A 19,468-nucleotide genomic window follows, 5' to 3' on the forward strand; every position below is an offset into this window, starting at 1 on the left:
GCAGTCTCCCGGCGCACGCCTGGTGGCGGTCTTGCGCCGGTCGGGTCGCTTATTCAAGATCAATCAAGTTTACGGGCTTCGTCGCCACAATGCCTGTTTGCGCCGCGCCTGCGGCCAGGCTGTTTCAAATGAGCAAACCCTGAATCGTGACCAACGTGCTCATCGTCGATGACCATCCCGCCATGCGTCTGGTCATCCGGTTGCAGCTTTCACGGCTGCTGGGTGTATCGCAGGTCATCGAGGCCGCCAATGGCCAGGAAGCAGTGCGCCTGGTACGGCACGCGCAACCAGGGCTGGTGCTGCTCGACCTCGACCTGCCCCGGCTCAACGGGCTGGACGCCATTCCCCGCATACAGCGCGTGCAACCCGCGGTGCGCATTCTGGTCATCTCCGCGCAAAGTGCTGCGGTCTATGCGCCGCGCGTACAGGCTGCCGGCGCGCATGGCTTTGTCAGCAAGACGCTGCAGGTTCCAGAAATCATCCGCGCCATCGAAACGGTGATTGCCGGCTACAAGATCTATCCCGACGTCGGCAGTGCTGGCGTCAGCATCACCGAGGCCGATAGCGCGCGCATCGTACAACGCATGTCCGACCGCGAAGTCATGGTGATGCAAATGCTGGTGCAGGGGCTGTCCAACAAGGCTATCGGCGACAAACTGTTCATCAGCAATAAAACCGTCAGCACTTACAAGATACGCCTGATGCGTAAGCTCGGCGTCCGATCACTGGTCGAATTGGTCGATTTCGCCCGCACGCACCGTATCGCACCCTGATCTATCATGTCCGCCACTGCGATGTCCAGGCCACGAGCCAGTGCCCACCCACGCAACAGTGATGCCGCCAGCGTCGGAATGCCTGCGGCGAAGAAAGCCGACGTCCAAGATGTGCTGCCCACGGCTACAGAATGCAGCGCCATCGGCCGGCATGTCCGCGAGCTGGTCAGCGGCAATCCCAAAGCTGCGGCAGACCTCCTTGCCTGCCTGCTCACAACCAATCGGCGAGATGTGCAGACATTGCGGGCCGCATACGCGGGCAAGCACTGGGGCGACTTGCGTGCAGTGGCACATCGCATCAAGGGCACCGCCCAGTTGTCCGGCGCGGCCACGCTGGTGGAGTTGTGCCAGCAGGTCGAAACATGGGCCGACCAACGAGATGCCGCTGCTTTGCTCAGCGCAGAGGCGATGGTCAGTGCATCGGTGCAGCGCCTGTCTCAGGCGTTGTCGGCCCTGGCTGGCTCGCCACTTGAGCTGGACGATGCCGGCTCTGGCCTGGTAGCCAGATAGGTTTGCAATGCCTGCCGCAGCGCCGCCAAAGCCACAGGCTTTACCAGCACAGCATTCATGCCGGCATCGTACAAGCTGCTCATATCGCTCTTCGGCACGCCAGCCGTGTAGCCTAATACCGGTGTGGCGGCATTGAGCCCGCCGCTGGACCGCAATGACCGTGTGAACTGAACGCCATCCATATAAGGCATGGCGCAGTCGCAGATCACCAGTTTGAACGCCTGCACGTCGGCCAGCTGCAGCGCTCGGACGCCACTGTCTACGCAAACGACATCGTGCCCCAAGGCCTGCAATTGGTGCTGCAGTACCATGCGATTCGCCGCGTTGTCGTCCACCACCAATATCGGACCTGGTGCACGGGCGGGCACAGAAACCACGTCGGCGCCTGCATCGGCCATCACGGCAAGGGACAGGCGCATGCGTACGCGGGTGCCCTGCAGCGGCCTGCTATATACGCGAAGGTGTCCGCCCATGGCATCAACAAGCCCTTTGCAGATTGAGAGTCCGAGCCCCACGCCGCCGTGTTCGCGCGTCCCGTCCTCCTGGGCATAGGGTTCGAACAAGCGGGGCAGCGCGTCGGCCGCGATGCCCGGACCGTTGTCGCTCACGGTGAATTGCACGCACTGTCGCCCCTTGCGTACGGCCGTGGCCCTTACATCGATGACCACCGGATCTTTCGTACTGAATCGTATGGCGTTCGACACCAGGTTGTTCAGAATCTGCTTCAGGCGCAGCGGGTCGACGCTATGCGAGGCCGCCACGGCAGGATCGATCACCGTGCGCAGCTGCAGCCCCTTGCTTCGCGCGGCTGGCGAATAGATGTCGGCGACCTCGCCAACGACTGAATGCAACGACGTGGCCACCGGCCGCAGATCGAACTCACCTGCCTCGAGCCTTGACAGGTCCAGCAAGTCACGAAGCAAGGCCAGTAGCGAGCGCGCGGCCTGCAGGGCGGTTTCCAGCTGCTGCCGTTCCACAGCGTTCAACGAGGCGCGCGCCAGCGTGAGTTCGAGCAGGCCCACAACGGCGTTCATCGGTGTATGAATATCGTGGCTGATCGACGCCAGAAACGTGGCCTTGGCCCTCAATGCCGCTTCGGAGCTTTGCCGCGCGCGGGTGAGCTCGGAAAGTACGTACTGCTGCACCGAGAGATCCCACCATCCCGCGACAAGCCCTTGAATACGGCCGGCCGTGTCCCTGATCGGCGATGCCCAATGCCGCAGGAGCACCGGTGCGTAGTCGCGCAGCAAAGTCCGGTCAATGAAGGCGGGTTTGCCGGATGCTGCGATGCCGGTGTACCAGTGTGCCAGTTCCCCTTGGTCGATGCCCTCCAGCTTCAGCCAGCCGAGCGACTCGCCGATGGCCGCGCCTCGTGGGGGACGTTGGGTTGGTCCACATTCGGCTGCATAGGCGGAGTTGCATGCGATGACCTTCAGCGCGCGATCGCGTATTACCACCGGATAAGGCAATGCATCCAGTAGCGACATGTCGCTGAATGCAGAACGGCGTTTTCCCGCCCATGCGCGGTGCGCAGCGACGATCATCGCCAGCGGAACGCCGGCCAGCAGCACGAAGCCGCCGAGCAGCGGCAAAAGTTTCAGCAGCGTCTGCCATGGTTGCAAGATCAGCATGCGTGGCAGCCACTGTTCCGCGCAGGCCGAAGAGGAGTAAGCCAGCGCGAGCGCAGCGACGATGATTGCATTTTGAGGAAAAGGCCACATATAGTTCGACGCCTTGAAAATGTCGCCGTTTTCGAGCCGAATGAGCGGTTGCACGGTACTGCGCGAGCGTCGGGAGCAACACCCCCAGCCGGGCCAATTCGCTACACCTCGAGGTAGCCGCGCGCCTATTGATAGCTTATGGTGACAGTGGCTGAAGAATTGGCCGTGCCGGGGGCGATCAGCGGAGCGATCTTCATATAGCGGGCGTTCAAGCTAATGGTAAAGCTGCCGTTTGTCCCTGTATGGCCCAGTGCCATGACTGTGCCCATGGGGTGCGGCGTAAGGTTGTCATGCATCAGTTGAATGCCTACCCCTGTGGCAGAGGATGAGGTGTCCAATGCCATTACAGATGCCTCCGCGCCGGCAGGGGGCGAGCTGACGAGCGACGTCGTGGGATCTATTCGATAAGAAATGTACGTATCCAGCGGACATTTGTTCAGCATGATACGAAACGGCACCGCGGGCGTGGTAGTGCCCACACTGCCCAGCAATTCGCGTGTGCCCAGCTGCACCGTGGTATTCGTGACATCGCAGGTTTTGCCATTCGTGACGACATCGCCCGCGAACTCGATGTCGTAGAGTTTCAGGTATTCATTGGGGTTGGCGCTGTCCTTGATGTTGGAAAGCACCACGCGCCCGATAGTGCCAGCCGGGATTTTTTCGCCGGCGTGTATGGACCCGAGGGCGGCCAGGTTCAGGAAAAACGTCGCGCCGGTGTAGGCCGTTGCGTCGGAGGTTGTGCCCTGTTGCAGGAGCATGGAGTGGAATAGGGGTGTTCTGAACATGATGCCGTCGTACGAGCCGTGATACGTCGGCGGGAAGTAAAGGTCATAGTTGAACTGGAGCCCGATGTCTGTGTTCGGCAAGCGGATCACGCGGCTGGCGCCGACATCTGCGACACCTGCGCCGGGCGTGGTGATTACCACGGCCGGGTAGCCGGTCACGTTGGGCACGACGTGGGATTCGCACTGCATTGAGAACTGGGTTTTGCTAAGGTAAGCGGTGATTCCACCCAGGTGAGCGCCTAAGGTTGTCTGCTCTATGATTGCAAGCGTGCCGCCGCTGAAGGTGATCTTGCCTGGTGCCGTGCTGCACCGTAGATCCTGGGCCGCGGCGCCAGGCCCCGCGAGGCAGGCAGCCCAGAACGCGCACGATATTGCGAACCATACGCAGCGACGCCCCAGCCTGGTCATCGCCAATTCGGCAGATTGGGTCGAATGTTGTAGCCGACTACGCATGGATCGATTCCGCCGGTTGCCCAGAGGCACTTCTTTGTTCATGACCGTACCGACACGCAAGTGCCCTGCAACAGGTGGAAAGATTGGGGCGCAGGCATGGGAGACTGCGGCAGTGTGTAGTCGACCTGGCATTGTTCCTGCGGCGCGGCGCCCCATTTGACGATCACGCGCCCCGAGGCGGCGGACAAGTTCTGCGCAATGATGCGGCTGCCTTGCGAGACCGTGCCGATGTGATGGTTCTGCCCATCCACGACTTCTGCTCCGAAAGGCAGGGCAGAGCCATCGGATTGGCGTGCGTGGATCACTGCAGCCTGGCCAGCGGCTTCGACTTCGAACGGTATGGGGACGATGGCACCGGCGGTGGGGGCTACATGCTGTATCGTGGATCGGAACTGGACGTTCAGGGGCAGTCCTTGCGGGTCGATCTCAACTGTGTTGTGCGCAAAGGGTGTCAGATTCGAGATCAGGCCGTTACCCTTCGCGTTTAGGCGCAACCCGTTGGTATTGGCGATGCGGGCCCCCGCAGCGCCCGGGGCCTGCACGATGCCGAAGGTGTCGCCCAAAGTTGGCGTCAGGGAAGCGCCCCCCCGCCAAATTGCGATTGCCCCGGACACGCTGGCGCTGAGCTGGTTGTTGTTATTGGATTGACTGGCGCTGGCATTCAGTTGCGCCATCTGGGTCATTACCGACGCATGGCCGCTGACGTTGTTGCTGCTGCCGGACTCGCCCGAAGAACGGCTTGCGCTCAGGCCGTAGTGCAGCGCACTGTCGGTATCGCCGACACTGCCGTTAAGGGTCTGATAAATGGCTGTGCTGCGATCCCGGCTGCGTCGCTGCAATGTGGTGCCCGAGCGTGGGGCGCGGGGGCCTGTGCCCAGCGGGAAACTGAGGTTCACCATGTACACGTTCTCCCATTTTCCGGAGTGAAGGCTGTATTGCCGTGTCGCGCCCAGGCTGTAGTTCACGCGCTTGTAGGTGTTGCTGTAGCCTGCCTGGTATTCCGTGTCGCGCCCGCCGCGCCCCCAATAATTCTGGCTGTATCCGGTCAGGTACAGCGAGCCCAGTCGGTCGCCCAGCGGTTGGCTGATGGTGAGCTGCAAGCGCCCCTTGGTGTTGCCGAACCCGCGCAGGGGTAGCGCCGGGCTTGCACGCGATGATCGCACCGCCATGGTGTCGGCCAGGGTGAGGAAACCCTTGGTGGAGTACCGGTAGGCGGCCAGGCTGACGCTGGTGAGCGTGGGCTCGAACAGGCGGGAATAGCTCACGCTGTAGCTCTGGCCTGAGCGTCGCTGCCGATTGCCGAGTTTCGATCGGGCATGGGTGGCGTCCAAGCTGAAGGCGCCCACGCGGGTGTTCATTGCGGCGCCCACCTCGCCCGACAGGTAGTGTTCAGATGCGGTGACGCCGCCGTACCCCGTGATCAGGTTGTTGTACCCATGCCGAAATGTGCCTTGCATCACATAGGGTTTTTCTCGGGTGTAGGGGCTGCGGTACTGGCCACCCGCCAGGCTGTAGCGGGTGGTTCCGGATCGCAAGGCGTTCACCGGCGCCGCGAAGGGCACGCGCGAGACGTGTTGCTGGCCGTCGGCTTCGGTGACAACGACTTCAAGGTCGCCGCCGTAGCCCGTAGGGTAGAGGTCGTTGATCTCGAATTCGCCGGGCGCCACCGTGGTTTCGTAGATGACATTGCCGTTCTGCCGAACGCTGACGCGTGCGTTACTGGTGGCAATGCCGCGCACCGTGGGCGCATAGCCCCGTAGCGATTCGGGGTACATGCGGTCATCGCTAGCGAGCTTCACGCCGCGCATGCCCACGCTTTCAAGCACGGTGCCGTCGGTGTAGAACTCGCCTACCGTCAGTTGGCTCTTCAGGCTGGCCAATGAGCGCTGCAGCGAAGTCTGGATGCTTTGATAGCTCGTGCCCGTACGGTCTTGATGGTTCAAGCTGCCGCGGTGACGCAACCGCCAGGGTCCGGCATTGAGGCCGCTGTCAATTCCGACATAGCCCTGCGTGGTCGAGCTTCTGCCGCGGTTGCCATAGCGATACACGTTGGCGTTGTATCGCAGTATGCCTGCGGCAATGCCCTCGTCCCAGTGCTTCGGATCGACGTAGCCCCGCGCGCTGCGTACCAGCCATGCCTGAGGCACTGAAAGGTCCAGGCGTTGCTCGCCATTGTCGAATTCCGCATGGGCGTCGGGAATCAGGGTGTGCAGACGCAGACAGTCATCCGTGGAAAGCCGCAGCTGCGTCGCCTCATCCAGGCGTTGCAGGTTGACGCCTGCCTGCGTCAGTAGATCCGAGGCCACGCAGGGTTGAGGGTAAGCCTCGCCCGCCTGCTGCCGCATTTGTACGGTGGATCGGCCTACATAGTGGCCGTTGACGTAGGCCGGGACGGTGTAGTCACCTGGGGCGGGGTGGTTTCCGCGCGCGAACCGGCTGATGTCCACCGGCGCATCGCCCAGTGCACGCAGCATATTGGTATTGAACTGCACATCAGCCACCTGGGTCGGCGAAGGTTGCGTCGAGGCTTGTCCCCATGCGCCGGCGGCCAAGGCGGCGGCCACCAGCGCGGCCGAATAGCGCAGAGGCGGTACGGAAGATAGGAAACGCGGCATGGCATGCGGGGCCCGGTATGGCTATCGCGACGCGTCGCGCAGCCTGGCTTCGCCGCTGCCCACGCCGCCGTAGTCGTTGACGAACTGAAAGCGGACCAGGGTGGATGGTGAGGCGACGGCGCCTTTCGGCAGCACAAAAGTCCGGCTCTCAAACGGGAGCACTGTGTCGGGGTCCTGCACCGACATCGCTTGCCCACCGGTGCTCAGGTCTATGCCTGAATAACTGATGTGGTACGGCGTGGGATTCGTGGCTTGCAATACCGTCTTGCCTGCTGTGCTGGCCAAGGACCACGTGACTTGGCTGGGGGCATCGGTCGCAGTACCGGTCAGGCCAGCCGGGCGATAGAACAGCTTGATGCGCGTACGCAGGGACAGCTGCAGGAAGTTGCGCTCGTCGGAGGCATCTGGCTTGGGTGGCACTTCGAGTACGTTCAGCCAGAACAGGCTTTCCTGATTCTGCGGCAGTGCCTCGCCCGTATGAATGATGCGCAGCGTCTGGCTTTTGCCGGGATCGATGCGCGCCATGGGCGGCGTTACGACGAAAGGCAATGTCAAGGCGCTGCGTTCGGCTTGCGACGTTCCGGCGTCAAGCCAGGCCTGGACAAGACTTGGTGCTTTTCCCTTGTTGCTCAAACGCAGGGTTTTTTCTCCACCCTGCGCGTCGAAGATCACTCGGGTGCCGCTCAGCACAATGGACGCAATCGCAGGGACAACGCTGACGCCGACCAGCAGCATCGCGACGGATACGGTCAGAATGGGGTGTTTAACGCGCATGTCGGCGGTTCACTGTGATTGCATTCGGTGGGGTGTTGCAGGCTGGCCGTGTGCGACCGCCACGCGGGTTGCGCGCGGCGGCCGGCCCAGCGGTGCCAGATAGGCGGCCGCTGGCTCAAAGCCTGGTGGGCTTATTGGTACGCGATGGTATAGGTCACGTTGGCTTCGACCAGGCCCGGCGTGACGCCCGTGGCCGACGCGTAATAGCCGGCTTCGTAGCGCAGTGTTGCTGCGTCGCCGACGAAGGCGAACGGAGCGCTTTGGGCGGGGCCCTGTCCAATGATGATGTCTTGCCCGCTTATCTCACGCAGCGCGACCTGCACGTTGGTGGCGCTGTTGCCCGAGTTGTCGACGTTCTTCAGCTTGTTCGTCACCGGGTCGACATCGCCGCCGGCTTCGAACTGTGCGATTGCTTGCGACAGCGGCGCACCGGCGCATCCGCTCAGGTTGATGTTGAACTCGGTCCAGCCTGCGGTGTCGCCTTGGCCGGGCAGCGCATTGGCGCTGATGGGCGGCAGCAGGACATCGGCATTGGGGCCGCTGCCACCGATGTCGATTGTGCACGTGGCTGCCGTGATTTCACCTTTAAAAGTGATCGTGCCATCGCTGGCCAACGCGACCTGCGCCGCGGCAAGAACCCCGGCACCCGCCAGCAAGCTGGCAATGCGAGACAGTTTCATGATTGACTCCGTTGATAAATGGATGGTTCAGCTGGCGTACTTGCGGGATTGGGAAGCAGACGCAGCGAAACGGAGTCTAGAGAGGGTTACGCAGGTGGCGCTGTCGAAATTTCTGACAGTCGATGTAGAAATTTCTGCCAGAGGTGGGGGGGAGGGTGAAGCGCAAGCGTAGGGTTGCGCGCGCAGCGGCAAGGGCGCCTCGTCGCTCTTGTAGGAGAGTGATCGCCGGATTAGGTCACCACGCCCCGCCTGGCGTATTCGTCCTGCTTCCAGACCCCGGTGTCCAATACCTCTTTCAGCACTTCCACCGCATCCCAGATGTCGGCGTAGCCCAGGTACAGGGGGGTGAGGCCGAAGCGCAGCACCTCGGGTTCGCGATAGTCGCCGATGACGCCGCGCGCGATCAGCGCCTGCATCACCGGATAGCCGTGCGGATGCCTGAAACTGACGTGGCTGCCGCGCCGCGCGTGATCGCGCGGCGTGACCAGCGTCAGGGGATGGCCCGCGCACCGGCTTTCGACCAATGCGATGAACAGGTCGCCCAGGGCCAATGACTTCTTGCGCACCTCCGCCATGTCGGCCTCGAGGCTGATGTCCAGCCCGCATTCGACCAGCGCGAGCGAAAGTATGGGCTGCGTGCCGCACAGGTAGCGGCGGATGCCGCCCGCGGGCTCATAGGCCACGGCCATGTCGAAGGGACGCTGGTGGCCCCACCATCCCGACAGCGGCTGCCAGAACTGGTCGGTGTGGCGGGGCGCGACCCAGATGAACGCTGGCGCCCCGGGGCCCGCATTCAGGTACTTATATGTGCATCCCACAGCAAAGTCGGCCTGGGCAGCGGTCAGGTCAACGGGCACCGCGCCGGCAGAGTGCGCCAGGTCCCAGATGGTCAGGACGCCCTGCTCATGGGCCCGCGCCGTCACGGCCGCCATATCGTGCATTGAACCGGTACGGTAGTTGACATGCGAGAGCAGCACCGCGGCCACGGTATCGTCGAGGGCTTGCTCCAGGGGCAATTGCTCGTCGATCAGGCGCATTTCATAACCCTGCTGCAGCAGGTCTACCATGCCCTGGATCATGTACAAATCGGTGGGGAAATTATCGTGCTCGGAAACAATGACGCGGCGCCGGGGCGCGGCGCGCTGCTGAATGCGCAGCGCCGCGGCCAGGGCCTTGAACAGATTGAGCGAGGTGGTGTCGGTTACCACTACCTGGCCCGGGCCTGCGCCGATCAGTCGGCCCAGCTTGTCGCCGAGCCGGGCGGGCAGTTCGAACCAGCCGGCCGTGTTCCAGCTTTGGATCAGCCCGGCGCCCCATTCCTTCGCGACCACATCGGCCGCACGTGCAGCGGCGGCCCTGGGCCTCGCCCCCAGCGAATTTCCGTCAAGATAGATGACGCCCGGGGGCAGGTCGAACCGTTGCTTCAATGGGGCCAGGGGGTCTTGCTGATCGGCTCGAAGGCAGTCTGCGCGGGCTTGCATAGGTGGCTCCTGGAGTGCCCGCAAATACTAGCAGAGTCGGCTGGTCAACTGTGATCGCACCGTGTCGGACACTCGGCTGGGCCCCCGTGGCAAGGGGGGGTTATTTCGCCAGCAAGCCCTCCCGTTCGAGCAAGGTTCGATTCGATTTCGCCTCGGTCAGCAGCGCTTGCTGGAAGTCCTGTCCGTTCAGGTAAGCGGGGTTGAGCTTCAGATTGCCCAGCGCCTTGACGAATGACTCCGAGCGCACGGCCTGCGCGCAGGCGGAATCCAGCGTCCTGGATACCTGGGCATCGAGTCCGGCGGGCGCGATCAGGCCGCCGCTGATGGACCGCAGCACGGGGTATCCCAGCTCCGTCAGGGTCGGCGTATCTGCCGCGCCGCCCTGGCGTGTTTCCGCGGCTACCCCCAGACGGCGCAAGTTGTGCGTCGTGGCCACGGCGTTGGTGCCGAAGTACAGATCGACATGCCCGCCCAGCAGGTCGGTTATCGCCGGCGCCTCCCCCTGATAGGGAACATGGTTGATCGAAATCCCCGCCGCTGCGGCGAAGTCCAGTGCGGCAAGATGCGGCAACGAGCCCGGCCCCACCGTGGCGTAGTTCAGCCGGCCGGGGTTCTGCTTTGCATAGTCGGTCAGTGCCTGTGCGCTGGTGAACTTGGATTGCGGCGCCACGAGCATGAATACCGGAGCGTCATACGCGCGGCAGACATATGAAAGTGTGTCCATGCTGTAAGGCACGCGGCGCATCTGCGGCAGCGTCGTCAGGCCCGCCACGGATACGAAACCCAGTTGGTAGCCGTCCGGCTTCGAGCTGGACACGGCGCCTATGCCGATGGCACCTCCAGCGCCTCCGCGGTTCTCGACGACCACGGGCCGCTTGAGCGTAGCGGCCATGGCGGCCCCCAATGCCCGCGCAGTCAGGTCGGTGGCGCCGCCTGGCGGAAAATTGACGATCAGGCTGACTGCCTGGCGCGGGTAGCTGTCGGCATGGGCCGGTGTTCCAGCCATGAGGCTGGCCGCGGCCAGCATCGGGGCGATGCAAATAAGATGTCGCATGTCTGTCTCCTTTGTTATGGGTATGCGTGTCGGACGACGTTTTCGGCGGAATCCCGGTGCTTATACCTGGTGCGCCACGAATTTCGTATTCAGATAGGCCTGCAGCCCTTCGGTGCCGCCCTCGCTGCCATACCCGCTTTCCTTCACGCCGCCGAACGGGGCTTCCGCCAGCGACACGGCCGGCGTATTGATGCCCACCATGCCTGCGTGCAGACCGTCGGCCAGCAGCATCGCCGTGTTCGATGAACGCGTGAAGGCATAGGCGGCCAGGCCATAGGGAACGTCATTGGCGCGGGCGATGACCTCGTCCGCCGTGTCGAATGCCACCACCGGCGCCACAGGGCCAAAAGTCTCTTCCGACATCGCGCGGGCCTGGTCCGGCAGGTCGGTCAACACCGTGGGGCGCCAGAAGTAACCCGGCCCCTCCGCCCGGGCGCCGCCGACGGCGATCCGCCCGCCTCGTTCGAGCGCGTCTTCGATGAAAGCGGGCATGGCCTGCAGCCGCCGGGCATTGGCCAACGGACCCATCTGCGTGTCGGAGGACAGCCCGCTGCCCAACTTGATCGCTTCGGCGCGCCGGCAGAAGCGATCGACAAACTGCTCGTATACGTCGCGCTGCACATAGAAGCGCGAGGCGGCAATACAGACCTGGCCGGCGTTGCGAAAGCGTGACGCGGCGCAGACTTCGACGGCGTGGGCGATATCCGCATCGTTGAAGACGATGGCCGGGGCAAGGCCTCCCAGTTCCATGGTGCAGCGCTTGGCGCCGTGTTCGGCAGCCAATCCGGCCAGTGTCTTGCCGACCGAGGTCGAGCCGGTGAAAGTCACTTTGCGTATCTGCGGCGCCCGGATCAGGAAGTCGGAAACGGCGGCGGGGTCTCCGAAAACCACGTTCAGCACGCCGCGCGGCAGGCCGGCATCCGCACAGGCTTGCGCCAGGGCCAGGGCAGTGCCTGGGGTTTCCTCGGCTGGCTTGATGACGCAGGTGCAGCCGGCCGCCAGCGCGCCGGCTATTTTGCGCGCCGGTGTCAGGGCCGGAAAGTTCCATGGCGTGAAGGCTGCTACGGGCCCCACCGGTTCCAGCTGCACCCACTGCCGTGTATGGGGCTGGCGGGCCGGGATCATTCGGCCATAGAGCCGCCGGGCTTCCTGCGCATACCATTCGATGATGTCTGCGGCGCCCAGCACTTCGCCCCGGGATTCAGCCAGGGGCTTCCCTTGCTCCAGGGTCATGACATGTGCAATGAGATCGACGCGGTCGCGCACGAGTTGAGCAGCGCGCCCCAGCACGCCCGCGCGTTCGATTGCGGGTGTGCGCGACCACTGTGCGAATGCGGCATGCGCCGCCTGTACTGCCCGCGCGAGCTCGGCTTCCCCTGCCAGGGGAAGCTGGCCCAGCACGTTCTGCGTGGCTGGGTCGATGACGGCGTGCGAGCCGCCCGCGCCGTTGTCCAGCCACTCTCCGTCGATCCACATCCGCAACGAACCGAATTGTGCGGTGGCCAGTTCCAGCGTTGTCATGAGCGTCATCCTCGAAAGTTGATAGTGAAATCAGGCACGGGCCTTGGGCATTGGGCTTTCATCCGCCAACTCCTGCATGGAATGCACCAGTTGAAGCAGCAGCTCGGCACGCGTCGTGAACAATTCCGGATCGAACCAGCGGTTGTGCAGTTCCAGCGGGTCGTTATGCAGGTCGTATAGCTCACCCCATTGCGCGTCGCGGTAAACCGTGAGCCTCCATCGATCGGTAACCAGCGTGCGCATGCGCACGGGCCGCTCGAACCCCATGAACGCGCGCTGATTGTCCTCTTCGACAATCATGGCGCAGCGTAATGCCTCGACCTCGCCCCTCATCAGGGGCATCAGGTCATGCCCCTGCATACCGCGAAATCCTTGCAGTCCGGCGCGCGACAGAATGGTCTGGGCGATATCGATGGTGCCGGCCAGTGCAGGCGACGATGAGCCCGGCGCGATGGGCGCCTGCGGGTCGTTCCAGATAAACGGCACTCTGATCAGGCCGTCATAGTGGATGGGGCCCTTGAACATGAGCTGGTGGTCGCCCATGTATTCGCCATGGTCGCTGGTGAAGATCACCACGGTGTTGCGCAGCAGGTCCAGGCGCTGCAGAGTGGCCAGGATCTCACCCACTGCGTCGTCGATCATGGTGATCGAGCCGTAGGTCAGCGCCAGCGCTTCGCGCACGTCGGTTTCGCTCACCGCCTGCAGCATCCAGGACTCGCGGTTCGCACGGCCCTCATCGCGTTCGCGCAACAGATGGGCAAGCGGCGGCGGAGGGTCTCCCACATTGGGCCTGTAGGCGGGCGGCAGCGGCATGTCTTTCGGGTCGTACATGTCCCAGTACTTGCCGGGCGGCGTGAACGGGTGGTGCGGGTCATTGAAAGAGCATTGCAGGAAGAAAGGCTGCTCGCCGCCTTGTTCGCTGAAGCGTTCAAGGAAACCGATGGCCTGTTCCTTGATGTAGGTGGTCGAGTACAGTTCTTCGGGAACCGATGTGCGCCAGGCCTGCAGCGCCGTGTAGCCGCCTTTGGGCAAGGCATTCTCCGGGCCCACCATCGCGTCCGCATTGGCCTGCTTGCGCGCGCGCCACCGTCCATAATGCCCATGTGCGCCATCGGCGTGCATCATGGTCAGGTGCACCTCGTCGAATCCGTAGTAAGGCAGGGTCAGATCGTGGTCTGGGTCCTGCTGCCATTTCAGTATGTTTTCCTGGTCATAGCGTCCCTCGTGAGCCAGGATCGCATCGGACAGCGGCTCGGGAGGCGCTGCACCCGCTTCCGCCGCCGACTTCAAAACGGGCAGGTCGCCGGTCATGGGTTGCAGGTGAATCTTTCCGCTGCAGGCCGTCCGGTAGCCGGCTGCCCTCAGCAGGTGTACGAACGTGTTGGCCTGCAATGAAAGCGGTATGCCATTGGATCTCACCTTGTGCAGCGTAGGCATCCGGCCCGTCATAAGGGTCGCGCGGTTGGGCATGCAGGCCGGATTGGCCACATAGAAGCGCTCGGATTTCCAGCCATTGGCCGCCAGGGAATCGATGTGTGGCGTGCGCACGATCGGGTTTCCGTAGCACCCCAGATGGTCTGCACGATGTTGGTCGGTGATGATGAACAGGAAGTTGGGTTGCATGTGGGCGGTTTCCGTTGTGACGGCGGGTTCATACAAGAAAGCGGGGGCGCGCGGGGATGCTCCTGGCGCTTGCGGTCAATGCATCAGCGCTGGAGTCCGGGTGCTGCCAGGTATCGCTTGAGCAGAAGGCCGATCGGGATCATCTTGGGTATGACCCGCGTGCAGAAATCCCGCAGGGGCCTGTCGAAGGCGGCCGCGACGAGAGGGCTTGCCGGCGCCATGGGCAGGGGCTCCTCTCTGGCGAGGCGCTCCACCAGCGTGCATACGGCATCGCGGGCCCGCCGCAGCCGGCCCGCGGTCTCCCAGGGTTGCAGCCCGGTCTCCGCCGCGTCCAAGACGTCCGGCCACATGGCAAGTTGCCGGTAAAGTCCCGCGATCACCGCGGGTTCCTGCGATTCTCCATAAGCATTCAGCCGGACGATCCTTGCTCTGACGTGCTCTGGCAAGGTTTCCCAGGAAGGCAGGACCCAGCACGGGTCCATCGCGCCGCGGCCCGTGCGCTGTACACCAGTCCGCGCAACAGGGATGCTGCCCTCGCCGGGCGGCGCGGCCGGCTCCTGCGCGCCTGCGCATAGCAGATGCGTCAGGGCCACCAGGTTCATTCGGTTGGCACGGTCGTATGCGTCTATGACGGCATGCGCCTGCGGGTCGGGCTCCGGCGCGTGTGTCAACCCCGAAAGCAAAGCGGCCGGCGCATCGGCGGCAAGCACCGACAGGACGCCCTGCCGCAGAAGCTCCGCTTGGCGAGGAACGGCGCCTGACACCATGTGTGGGCGTATGGCGTACCAGGCCCATTGCAGCGCTTGCGGACAGGTCGCCAGGTGACGGTAGATGGTGTTTACCATTGGCACGCGCAGCGTGCCGCGGATGTCGGCATATATCTCGCCAACCAGCCCATCGGCATCCGCTTCCGGCACTTCTGCAAGTGCGGCCATAGCGCTCTCTCCTGAGTCATCGTGCTGGCTGTCATGCAGGCCATGGCAGCCAGCACGGTGTCAACGATTTGTAGTGCGTTGATTCTAGGAACGAGGCGTCAATCGGAAAAGCAGATATTAAGCATCGTTAGTTTCTAAAAATTAGATCGATGCGTGCGAGGGGCGAAGGGCGTGGCTCATTTCCGGTTCGCTTTGCGCGAGCTGCCGCGTTTGCCGGCCTGCTGTGGCTCCGCGTCTATAAAGGACCTGAGCAGGCTGCGCGTGGCCTCCACGACCGTCGACGTCGCCACCGACACCGATCTGCCCGTGGGGGTCGCAATGACCAGCGTGCGCGTGATCGGCGGATCGACGATGTGGGCCAGCGACACGCTGCCCGCCGCCAATTCGCGGTGAAACCCCATGCGCGCCAGTATTGTGTAGCCCAGGCCGGCCCTGACCAGGTCGATCATTTCGGCGAAGGCATCGACTTCAACGCGAATCTGGAGTTCGACGTTCTCGCGAGCGGCTGCCTGGCGCACCAGCATGCTGATGCCGTGCTTGGCGCTCGGCGTGATCAACGGATACTGGCCCAGCTTACGCAGCGGTACTTTCGCGCCCGCGCGGAAGCTTCCTGCCGCCCCTACCAGATATACCGTTTCCTGCCCGATGTTGACGATGTTCAATCCGGATTTGGGCATCACGTCGAAAAGCACCGCGGCATCCAATCGGCCGGAATGCAACCATTCGAGCAGATGGCCGCTCATGCCTTCAATGATGCGCAAGGTGACTTTCGGCATGGACTTGGCCACCGTCTCCAGCAATGGCCGGATCAGGATGGGGCTGACCGTGGCGGGAATGCCCAGCGCAACTTCCCCGAAAGGCTCCGCGCCCAGCGACATGACCTCCTGCCGGGCCTGCTCGAACTGCCGCAGAATGCTGCGTCCGTGCTCCAACAGCAGCGCACCGTGCGGCGTGGGTTCTACGCCGTGCTTGCTGCGCGTGAGGAGCCGCACGCCCAGCTCGTCTTCGAGGTTGCGCATGTGGCGGCTGAGCGCAGACTGCGCGATGTGCAGGGCCTGTGCTGCGTGCGTCAGGCTGCCGACCTCGACCGTTTTGACGAAGTATCGAATCTGCCTGCTATCCATAGAGAACGGCTCCTTGCTGTCTATGCAGCGGCATCATATCTAAAAGCGATGGATGTGATGCCAATTATCTGCTTTTCGCTATGAAAAGTCTTACTTAGCATTTGGGCGATCGGGCGCGGCTCACGCCGGGCCTTCCCCTCAAGGAGATTGCCGTGCGTAGAATTGCCGTTACCGCTTACTGGTCGTTCCGTAGCCCATACAGCTATATTGCCCTGCCGCGCATGCGTGCCATGCGCGAAGAAATGGGCGTGGACTGGGATTTCAGGATTGTCTCGCCGCTGGCGGTTCGCTTGCCGGAACACTTTACCCGGCAGGACAAGATGGCACGGCCCTATCTGTTGCTCGATTCAGCCCGGGCGGCGCGCTACCTTGGCATTCCGTTTGGCCGCCCGCGCCCCGACCCCATCGTGCAAGATCCTGTCAGTCTCGAGATCGCCAGGGATCAACCGTATATCCATCGCCTTACCCGATTGGGCGCTGCCGCAACACGCCACGGCCGCGCATTCGAGCTGGCCGAGGAAGTGGGGCGCATGTTATGGGACGGAACCGTCGACGGCTGGGACCAGGGAAATCATCTGGAAGAAGCCGTGCGTCGGGCGGGGCTGGATCTGCAGGTGCTGGAAGCCGAAATCGCGGCCGACCCGGCTTTGCACGACGACATCATCCGGCGACATGAAAGCGCCCAACGGGCCGCGCGTCATTGGGGAGTGCCGATGTTCGTGTACGACAACGAACCCTACTTCGGACATGATCGCATGGACCATCTTGCCTGGCGTATCAGGCAAGACATGCCGCAGGGCGCTAGATTCGTGGCGCCATGAGCGGCGCCACGGAAGGGCGGGCGTTCAGTCCTGCCGGTCGGTGACTTCCAGCAGGTGATAGCCGAACTGGGTCTTCACCGGGCCTTGCACCACATTCAAAGGCGCGCTGAATACCACGGTATCGAATTCGCGAACCATCTGGCCCGGGCTGAACGTTCCCAGGTTGCCGCCGTCGCGGCTGGACGGGCAGCTGGAATTTTCGCGGGCGACTTGGGCGAAATCGGCGCCACCTTCGATGGCGGCCTTCAGTTCATTGCATTTGGCTTCGGTGGAAACCAGGATATGGCGGGCGGTGGCTTGGGTCATTGGGAATCCTTTTTCATAACCAAGCCGCCATATTGCACTACTCGGGGGCATCCGTAAAACTGGCGATTCCAGTGCGAATATGGCGATACGACTGGTTACGGTGGCGCCGCGCCCCTTCGATCCGGTCCGGTGCGCCAAGGCGCGACAGCCGTGCTGCCATGGCCTGTTCAGGCGCCCGGCGCTTCCGGCCGGGCGAGCGGGGTGTCAGATCGTGGCGACCGGGGTCACAGGAGAGCCCACCGCGCCGGGCAGTCGCAAGGGAGGCGCGGTAAGGAAGAAGCGGCTGCGGCCCGCGTGTGCAAGGGCCGCAGCCAATTCGGTCAGATACCACAGCTCGCCCAGTGGCACCCCGAGCTTGAACAGGCAAAGCTCATGGATCGGCATGAACGCGCCCTGAATGCCCAGCGGGCCCTGCGGCGGGCGACGCTCCACTGCGTAGTTATCCGCCACCAGCGCGGCAATCTGGCTGTCGCGTATCCAATCGAGCAGGCGCGGATCGCGGCCGTCCAGCACACTGCACGCGCCATGCAGGACATGGGGATCCGGCTGCCCGTTCATCGACAGCAGCACGTCGGCGAATCCCGTGTGCAGGCACAGGATGTCGCCGGGTTCGACCACGATCCTGTCGGCTTCCAGGACCTGCATCAGGTCGTCATGCCCCACTTCGCGCCGACTGTCGCCGAAGTATTTTCTCAGGTTCACCAACACGCCTCGACCCTGGATGGGCGTCGCGGCGAAGTTGTCGATGCCCAGGCGGGCCGCCCGGACCGGCTGGTGCTCGCCTTCTTCGGCTGCCCGCGAGGCGCCCTGAATGTCGACGCCTGCGGCATAGCCGTTGTAATACACCGGCACCGGCTCGCCCGTGCCGTGCACGTCGAACATCGATCCGACATGCGCAAAGCTGTCCCACTGCGTGGAGTACTGGGTGTAAAGCACCACGTAGTCATCGCAAATGACGTCGGTGACGCCCGGATGCTCGCAACAGTGCGCCATGTTGTAGGCAAACTTTCCCTTGCGTGTGGTGGCGCGCAGTTGCGGCGGGTAGCGGAACGGGTTCAGCAGGTTGCCGCCCGGGTAATCCAACGGCAGGCTCAGGCAGAAGCGTTGTCCGCTGATGATTTCCCGCGCGGCCAGCGATACACGTTCCGGCGTCAGCAGGTTCAGCCGGCCCAGCTGATCATCGGGCCCGAAATCACCCCAGTTCGAGCCAGGGGGGCGGTGTGTCCATCTCGGTTCTGCATTCTGGCCTGCCATGTCGTTCTCCAGGTCGGCTCGTCGTGGATTACTGGACCTTGATGTCCGCTGTGCGGATCACCGCGCCCCATTTGTCGAACTCACTCGCGATGAACGCGGCAAACTCCTGGGGCGTGTCGCCTATCGTCAGCATGCCCTGGGTATCGAGCTTTTCGCGCACGGAGGGGTCCTGCAGCGTCTGCACCAGCGCCGCGTGCAGCTTCTGCACGATGTCGGCGGGCATGTTCGCCGGGCCCACGATACCCATCCAGCCTACCGCCTCGAAATTCTCGAAACCCTGGCTTGCGAGCGTGGGAACCTGCGGCAATGCCGGTATCGAGGTGCTGGTCGTCACGGCCAGGGCGCGCAGGTCGCCTCGATTCACGAACGGCGTGACGGACGGCGACGCCTCGAACAGCACGTCGATCTGCCCGCCAATCAGATCGGTGATCGCGGCTGGCCCCCCCTTGTATGGCACATGCAGCATCTGGACTCCGGCGCGCTGCTTGAACATTTCCTGCGTCAGGTGGCTGGTGGAGCCGTTGCCTGGCGAGCCGAAGTTGAGTTTGTTGGGGTTGGCCTTGGCGGCCGCCACCAGGTCCTCCACCGACTTGATGTCGGACTTCGACGACACCACCATGGTCTGCGCCACGGCGGCCACGGTCATGATGGCGGTAAGGTCCTTCACCGGATGGTAGCTGGTGTTCTTGAACAGATGCGGCGCGATGCCCAGCGGACCGCTGGCGCTCATGCCCAGCGTGTAGCCATCCGGCGCGGCACGTGCGACCAGTCCGGTGCCCATGGTGCCGCCCGCGCCGGGCTTGTTTTCCACCACGATGGGCTGGCCCAGCACTTTTGACAGGCCGTCGCTGACGACTCGCGCCAGCAGATCCACCGACTGGCCGGCCGGGTAGGGCACCAGCATGGTAATGGGCTTGTTCGGATAGCTGTCGGCCGCCGCGGCGGGCAGCGCCAAGGGGGCAAGCAGGCAGGCCAGCGCTGCGGCCTTCAAGATATTCCTGGATTTCGTCATGATTGTCTCCGTTGATGCACCGGTCT

The 19,468-nt window shown here is 63.4% G+C and carries 17 protein-coding genes; 3 read left to right on the plus strand and 14 right to left on the minus strand.

Annotation, left to right across the window (positions count from 1 at the left end; genetic code table 11):
• Window positions 1-146 precede the first annotated feature (146 nt).
• Complete coding sequence (locus tag ACV17W_RS15730) at window positions 147-773, plus strand: response regulator (protein ID WP_462593264.1); 627 nt, start codon at window positions 147-149, stop codon at window positions 771-773.
• 6 nt (window positions 774-779) lie between these two features.
• Window positions 780-1,283: an Hpt domain-containing protein gene (locus ACV17W_RS15735; RefSeq protein WP_462593265.1), complete on the plus strand. Its 504-nt coding sequence runs from the start codon at window positions 780-782 to the stop codon at window positions 1,281-1,283.
• On the opposite strand, the gene ACV17W_RS15740 is transcribed toward ACV17W_RS15735, so the two are convergent.
• From ACV17W_RS15740 to ACV17W_RS15790, 11 genes are all read right to left on the minus strand, one after another.
• Complete coding sequence (locus ACV17W_RS15740) at window positions 1,211-3,058, minus strand: ATP-binding protein (protein ID WP_462593266.1); 1,848 nt, start codon at window positions 3,056-3,058, stop codon at window positions 1,211-1,213. The two genes, ACV17W_RS15735 and ACV17W_RS15740, sit on opposite strands and share 73 nt — an antisense overlap.
• Window positions 3,059-3,129: 71 nt before the next feature.
• A complete protein-coding gene (locus ACV17W_RS15745; protein ID WP_462593267.1) occupies window positions 3,130-4,284 on the minus strand; it encodes a fimbrial protein in 1,155 nt (384 codons plus the stop codon).
• The gene (locus ACV17W_RS15750; protein ID WP_462593268.1) at window positions 4,281-6,857 is read right to left on the minus strand and encodes a fimbria/pilus outer membrane usher protein; all 2,577 of its coding nucleotides are present in this window, start codon (window positions 6,855-6,857) and stop codon (window positions 4,281-4,283) included. The genes ACV17W_RS15745 and ACV17W_RS15750 overlap by 4 nt, the downstream gene beginning before the upstream one ends.
• 21 nt (window positions 6,858-6,878) lie before the next feature.
• Window positions 6,879-7,631, minus strand: a complete 753-nt coding sequence (locus ACV17W_RS15755) for a fimbria/pilus periplasmic chaperone (RefSeq protein ID WP_462593269.1) — start codon at window positions 7,629-7,631, stop codon at window positions 6,879-6,881.
• A gap of 131 nt (window positions 7,632-7,762) precedes the next feature.
• A complete protein-coding gene (locus ACV17W_RS15760) occupies window positions 7,763-8,311 on the minus strand; it encodes a fimbrial protein (protein ID WP_462593270.1) in 549 nt (182 codons plus the stop codon).
• A 230-nt stretch (window positions 8,312-8,541) separates the two neighbouring features.
• Complete coding sequence (gene kynU / locus ACV17W_RS15765; protein ID WP_462593271.1) at window positions 8,542-9,792, minus strand: kynureninase; 1,251 nt, start codon at window positions 9,790-9,792, stop codon at window positions 8,542-8,544.
• Between the two features lie 100 nt (window positions 9,793-9,892).
• Window positions 9,893-10,846, minus strand: coding sequence for a Bug family tripartite tricarboxylate transporter substrate binding protein (locus ACV17W_RS15770; protein ID WP_462593272.1), 954 nt, complete (start codon window positions 10,844-10,846; stop codon window positions 9,893-9,895).
• A 60-nt stretch (window positions 10,847-10,906) separates the two neighbouring features.
• Entirely contained in the window at window positions 10,907-12,367 is a 1,461-nt protein-coding gene (locus ACV17W_RS15775; protein ID WP_462593273.1) for an NAD-dependent succinate-semialdehyde dehydrogenase, read from the minus strand.
• Between the two features lie 30 nt (window positions 12,368-12,397).
• Entirely contained in the window at window positions 12,398-13,990 is a 1,593-nt protein-coding gene (locus ACV17W_RS15780; RefSeq protein ID WP_462593274.1) for a sulfatase family protein, read from the minus strand.
• Window positions 13,991-14,073: 83 nt separating this feature from the next.
• Window positions 14,074-14,925, minus strand: a complete 852-nt coding sequence (locus ACV17W_RS15785; protein ID WP_462593275.1) for a hypothetical protein — start codon at window positions 14,923-14,925, stop codon at window positions 14,074-14,076.
• A 176-nt stretch (window positions 14,926-15,101) separates the two neighbouring features.
• Window positions 15,102-16,049, minus strand: a complete 948-nt coding sequence (locus tag ACV17W_RS15790; RefSeq protein ID WP_462593276.1) for a LysR family transcriptional regulator — start codon at window positions 16,047-16,049, stop codon at window positions 15,102-15,104.
• Window positions 16,050-16,201: 152 nt separating this feature from the next.
• Between ACV17W_RS15790 and ACV17W_RS15795 the strand changes: the two genes are divergently transcribed.
• Window positions 16,202-16,870 carry a DsbA family protein gene (locus ACV17W_RS15795; RefSeq protein WP_462593277.1) on the plus strand — a complete coding sequence of 223 codons (669 nt, stop codon included), beginning with the start codon at window positions 16,202-16,204 and terminating at the stop codon, window positions 16,868-16,870.
• Window positions 16,871-16,894: 24 nt separating this feature from the next.
• Here ACV17W_RS15795 and ACV17W_RS15800 read toward each other — a convergent pair whose 3' ends face one another.
• The 3 genes from ACV17W_RS15800 to ACV17W_RS15810 form a co-directional block, all read right to left on the minus strand.
• On the minus strand, window positions 16,895-17,176 hold the full coding sequence (locus tag ACV17W_RS15800; protein WP_462593278.1) for a peptidylprolyl isomerase: 282 nt from the start codon (window positions 17,174-17,176) through the stop codon (window positions 16,895-16,897).
• Between the two features lie 204 nt (window positions 17,177-17,380).
• Window positions 17,381-18,430 (minus strand): cyclase family protein, encoded by a 1,050-nt coding sequence (locus ACV17W_RS15805; RefSeq protein WP_462593279.1) that lies wholly within the window; start codon window positions 18,428-18,430, stop codon window positions 17,381-17,383.
• A gap of 28 nt (window positions 18,431-18,458) precedes the next feature.
• Window positions 18,459-19,442 (minus strand): Bug family tripartite tricarboxylate transporter substrate binding protein, encoded by a 984-nt coding sequence (locus tag ACV17W_RS15810; protein WP_462593280.1) that lies wholly within the window; start codon window positions 19,440-19,442, stop codon window positions 18,459-18,461.
• Window positions 19,443-19,468: the final 26 nt, after the last annotated feature.

It is taken from the genome of Bordetella sp. MIP270_01_BMS (genome assembly GCF_054958705.1).

Coding starts and splice junctions, on each gene's coding strand:
- ACV17W_RS15735 (WP_462593265.1), top strand. CDS start 780: ATGTCCGCCACTGCGATGTCCAGGCCACGAGCCAGTGCCCACCCACGC.
- ACV17W_RS15745 (WP_462593267.1), bottom strand. CDS start 4,284: ATGAACAAAGAAGTGCCTCTGGGCAACCGGCGGAATCGATCCATGCGT.
- ACV17W_RS15750 (WP_462593268.1), bottom strand. CDS start 6,857: ATGCCGCGTTTCCTATCTTCCGTACCGCCTCTGCGCTATTCGGCCGCG.
- ACV17W_RS15755 (WP_462593269.1), bottom strand. CDS start 7,631: ATGCGCGTTAAACACCCCATTCTGACCGTATCCGTCGCGATGCTGCTG.
- ACV17W_RS15760 (WP_462593270.1), bottom strand. CDS start 8,311: ATGAAACTGTCTCGCATTGCCAGCTTGCTGGCGGGTGCCGGGGTTCTT.
- kynU (WP_462593271.1), bottom strand. CDS start 9,792: ATGCAAGCCCGCGCAGACTGCCTTCGAGCCGATCAGCAAGACCCCCTG.
- ACV17W_RS15770 (WP_462593272.1), bottom strand. CDS start 10,846: ATGCGACATCTTATTTGCATCGCCCCGATGCTGGCCGCGGCCAGCCTC.
- ACV17W_RS15775 (WP_462593273.1), bottom strand. CDS start 12,367: ATGACAACGCTGGAACTGGCCACCGCACAATTCGGTTCGTTGCGGATG.
- ACV17W_RS15780 (WP_462593274.1), bottom strand. CDS start 13,990: ATGCAACCCAACTTCCTGTTCATCATCACCGACCAACATCGTGCAGAC.
- ACV17W_RS15785 (WP_462593275.1), bottom strand. CDS start 14,925: ATGGCCGCACTTGCAGAAGTGCCGGAAGCGGATGCCGATGGGCTGGTT.
- ACV17W_RS15790 (WP_462593276.1), bottom strand. CDS start 16,049: ATGGATAGCAGGCAGATTCGATACTTCGTCAAAACGGTCGAGGTCGGC.
- ACV17W_RS15800 (WP_462593278.1), bottom strand. CDS start 17,176: ATGACCCAAGCCACCGCCCGCCATATCCTGGTTTCCACCGAAGCCAAA.
- ACV17W_RS15805 (WP_462593279.1), bottom strand. CDS start 18,430: ATGGCAGGCCAGAATGCAGAACCGAGATGGACACACCGCCCCCCTGGC.
- ACV17W_RS15810 (WP_462593280.1), bottom strand. CDS start 19,442: ATGACGAAATCCAGGAATATCTTGAAGGCCGCAGCGCTGGCCTGCCTG.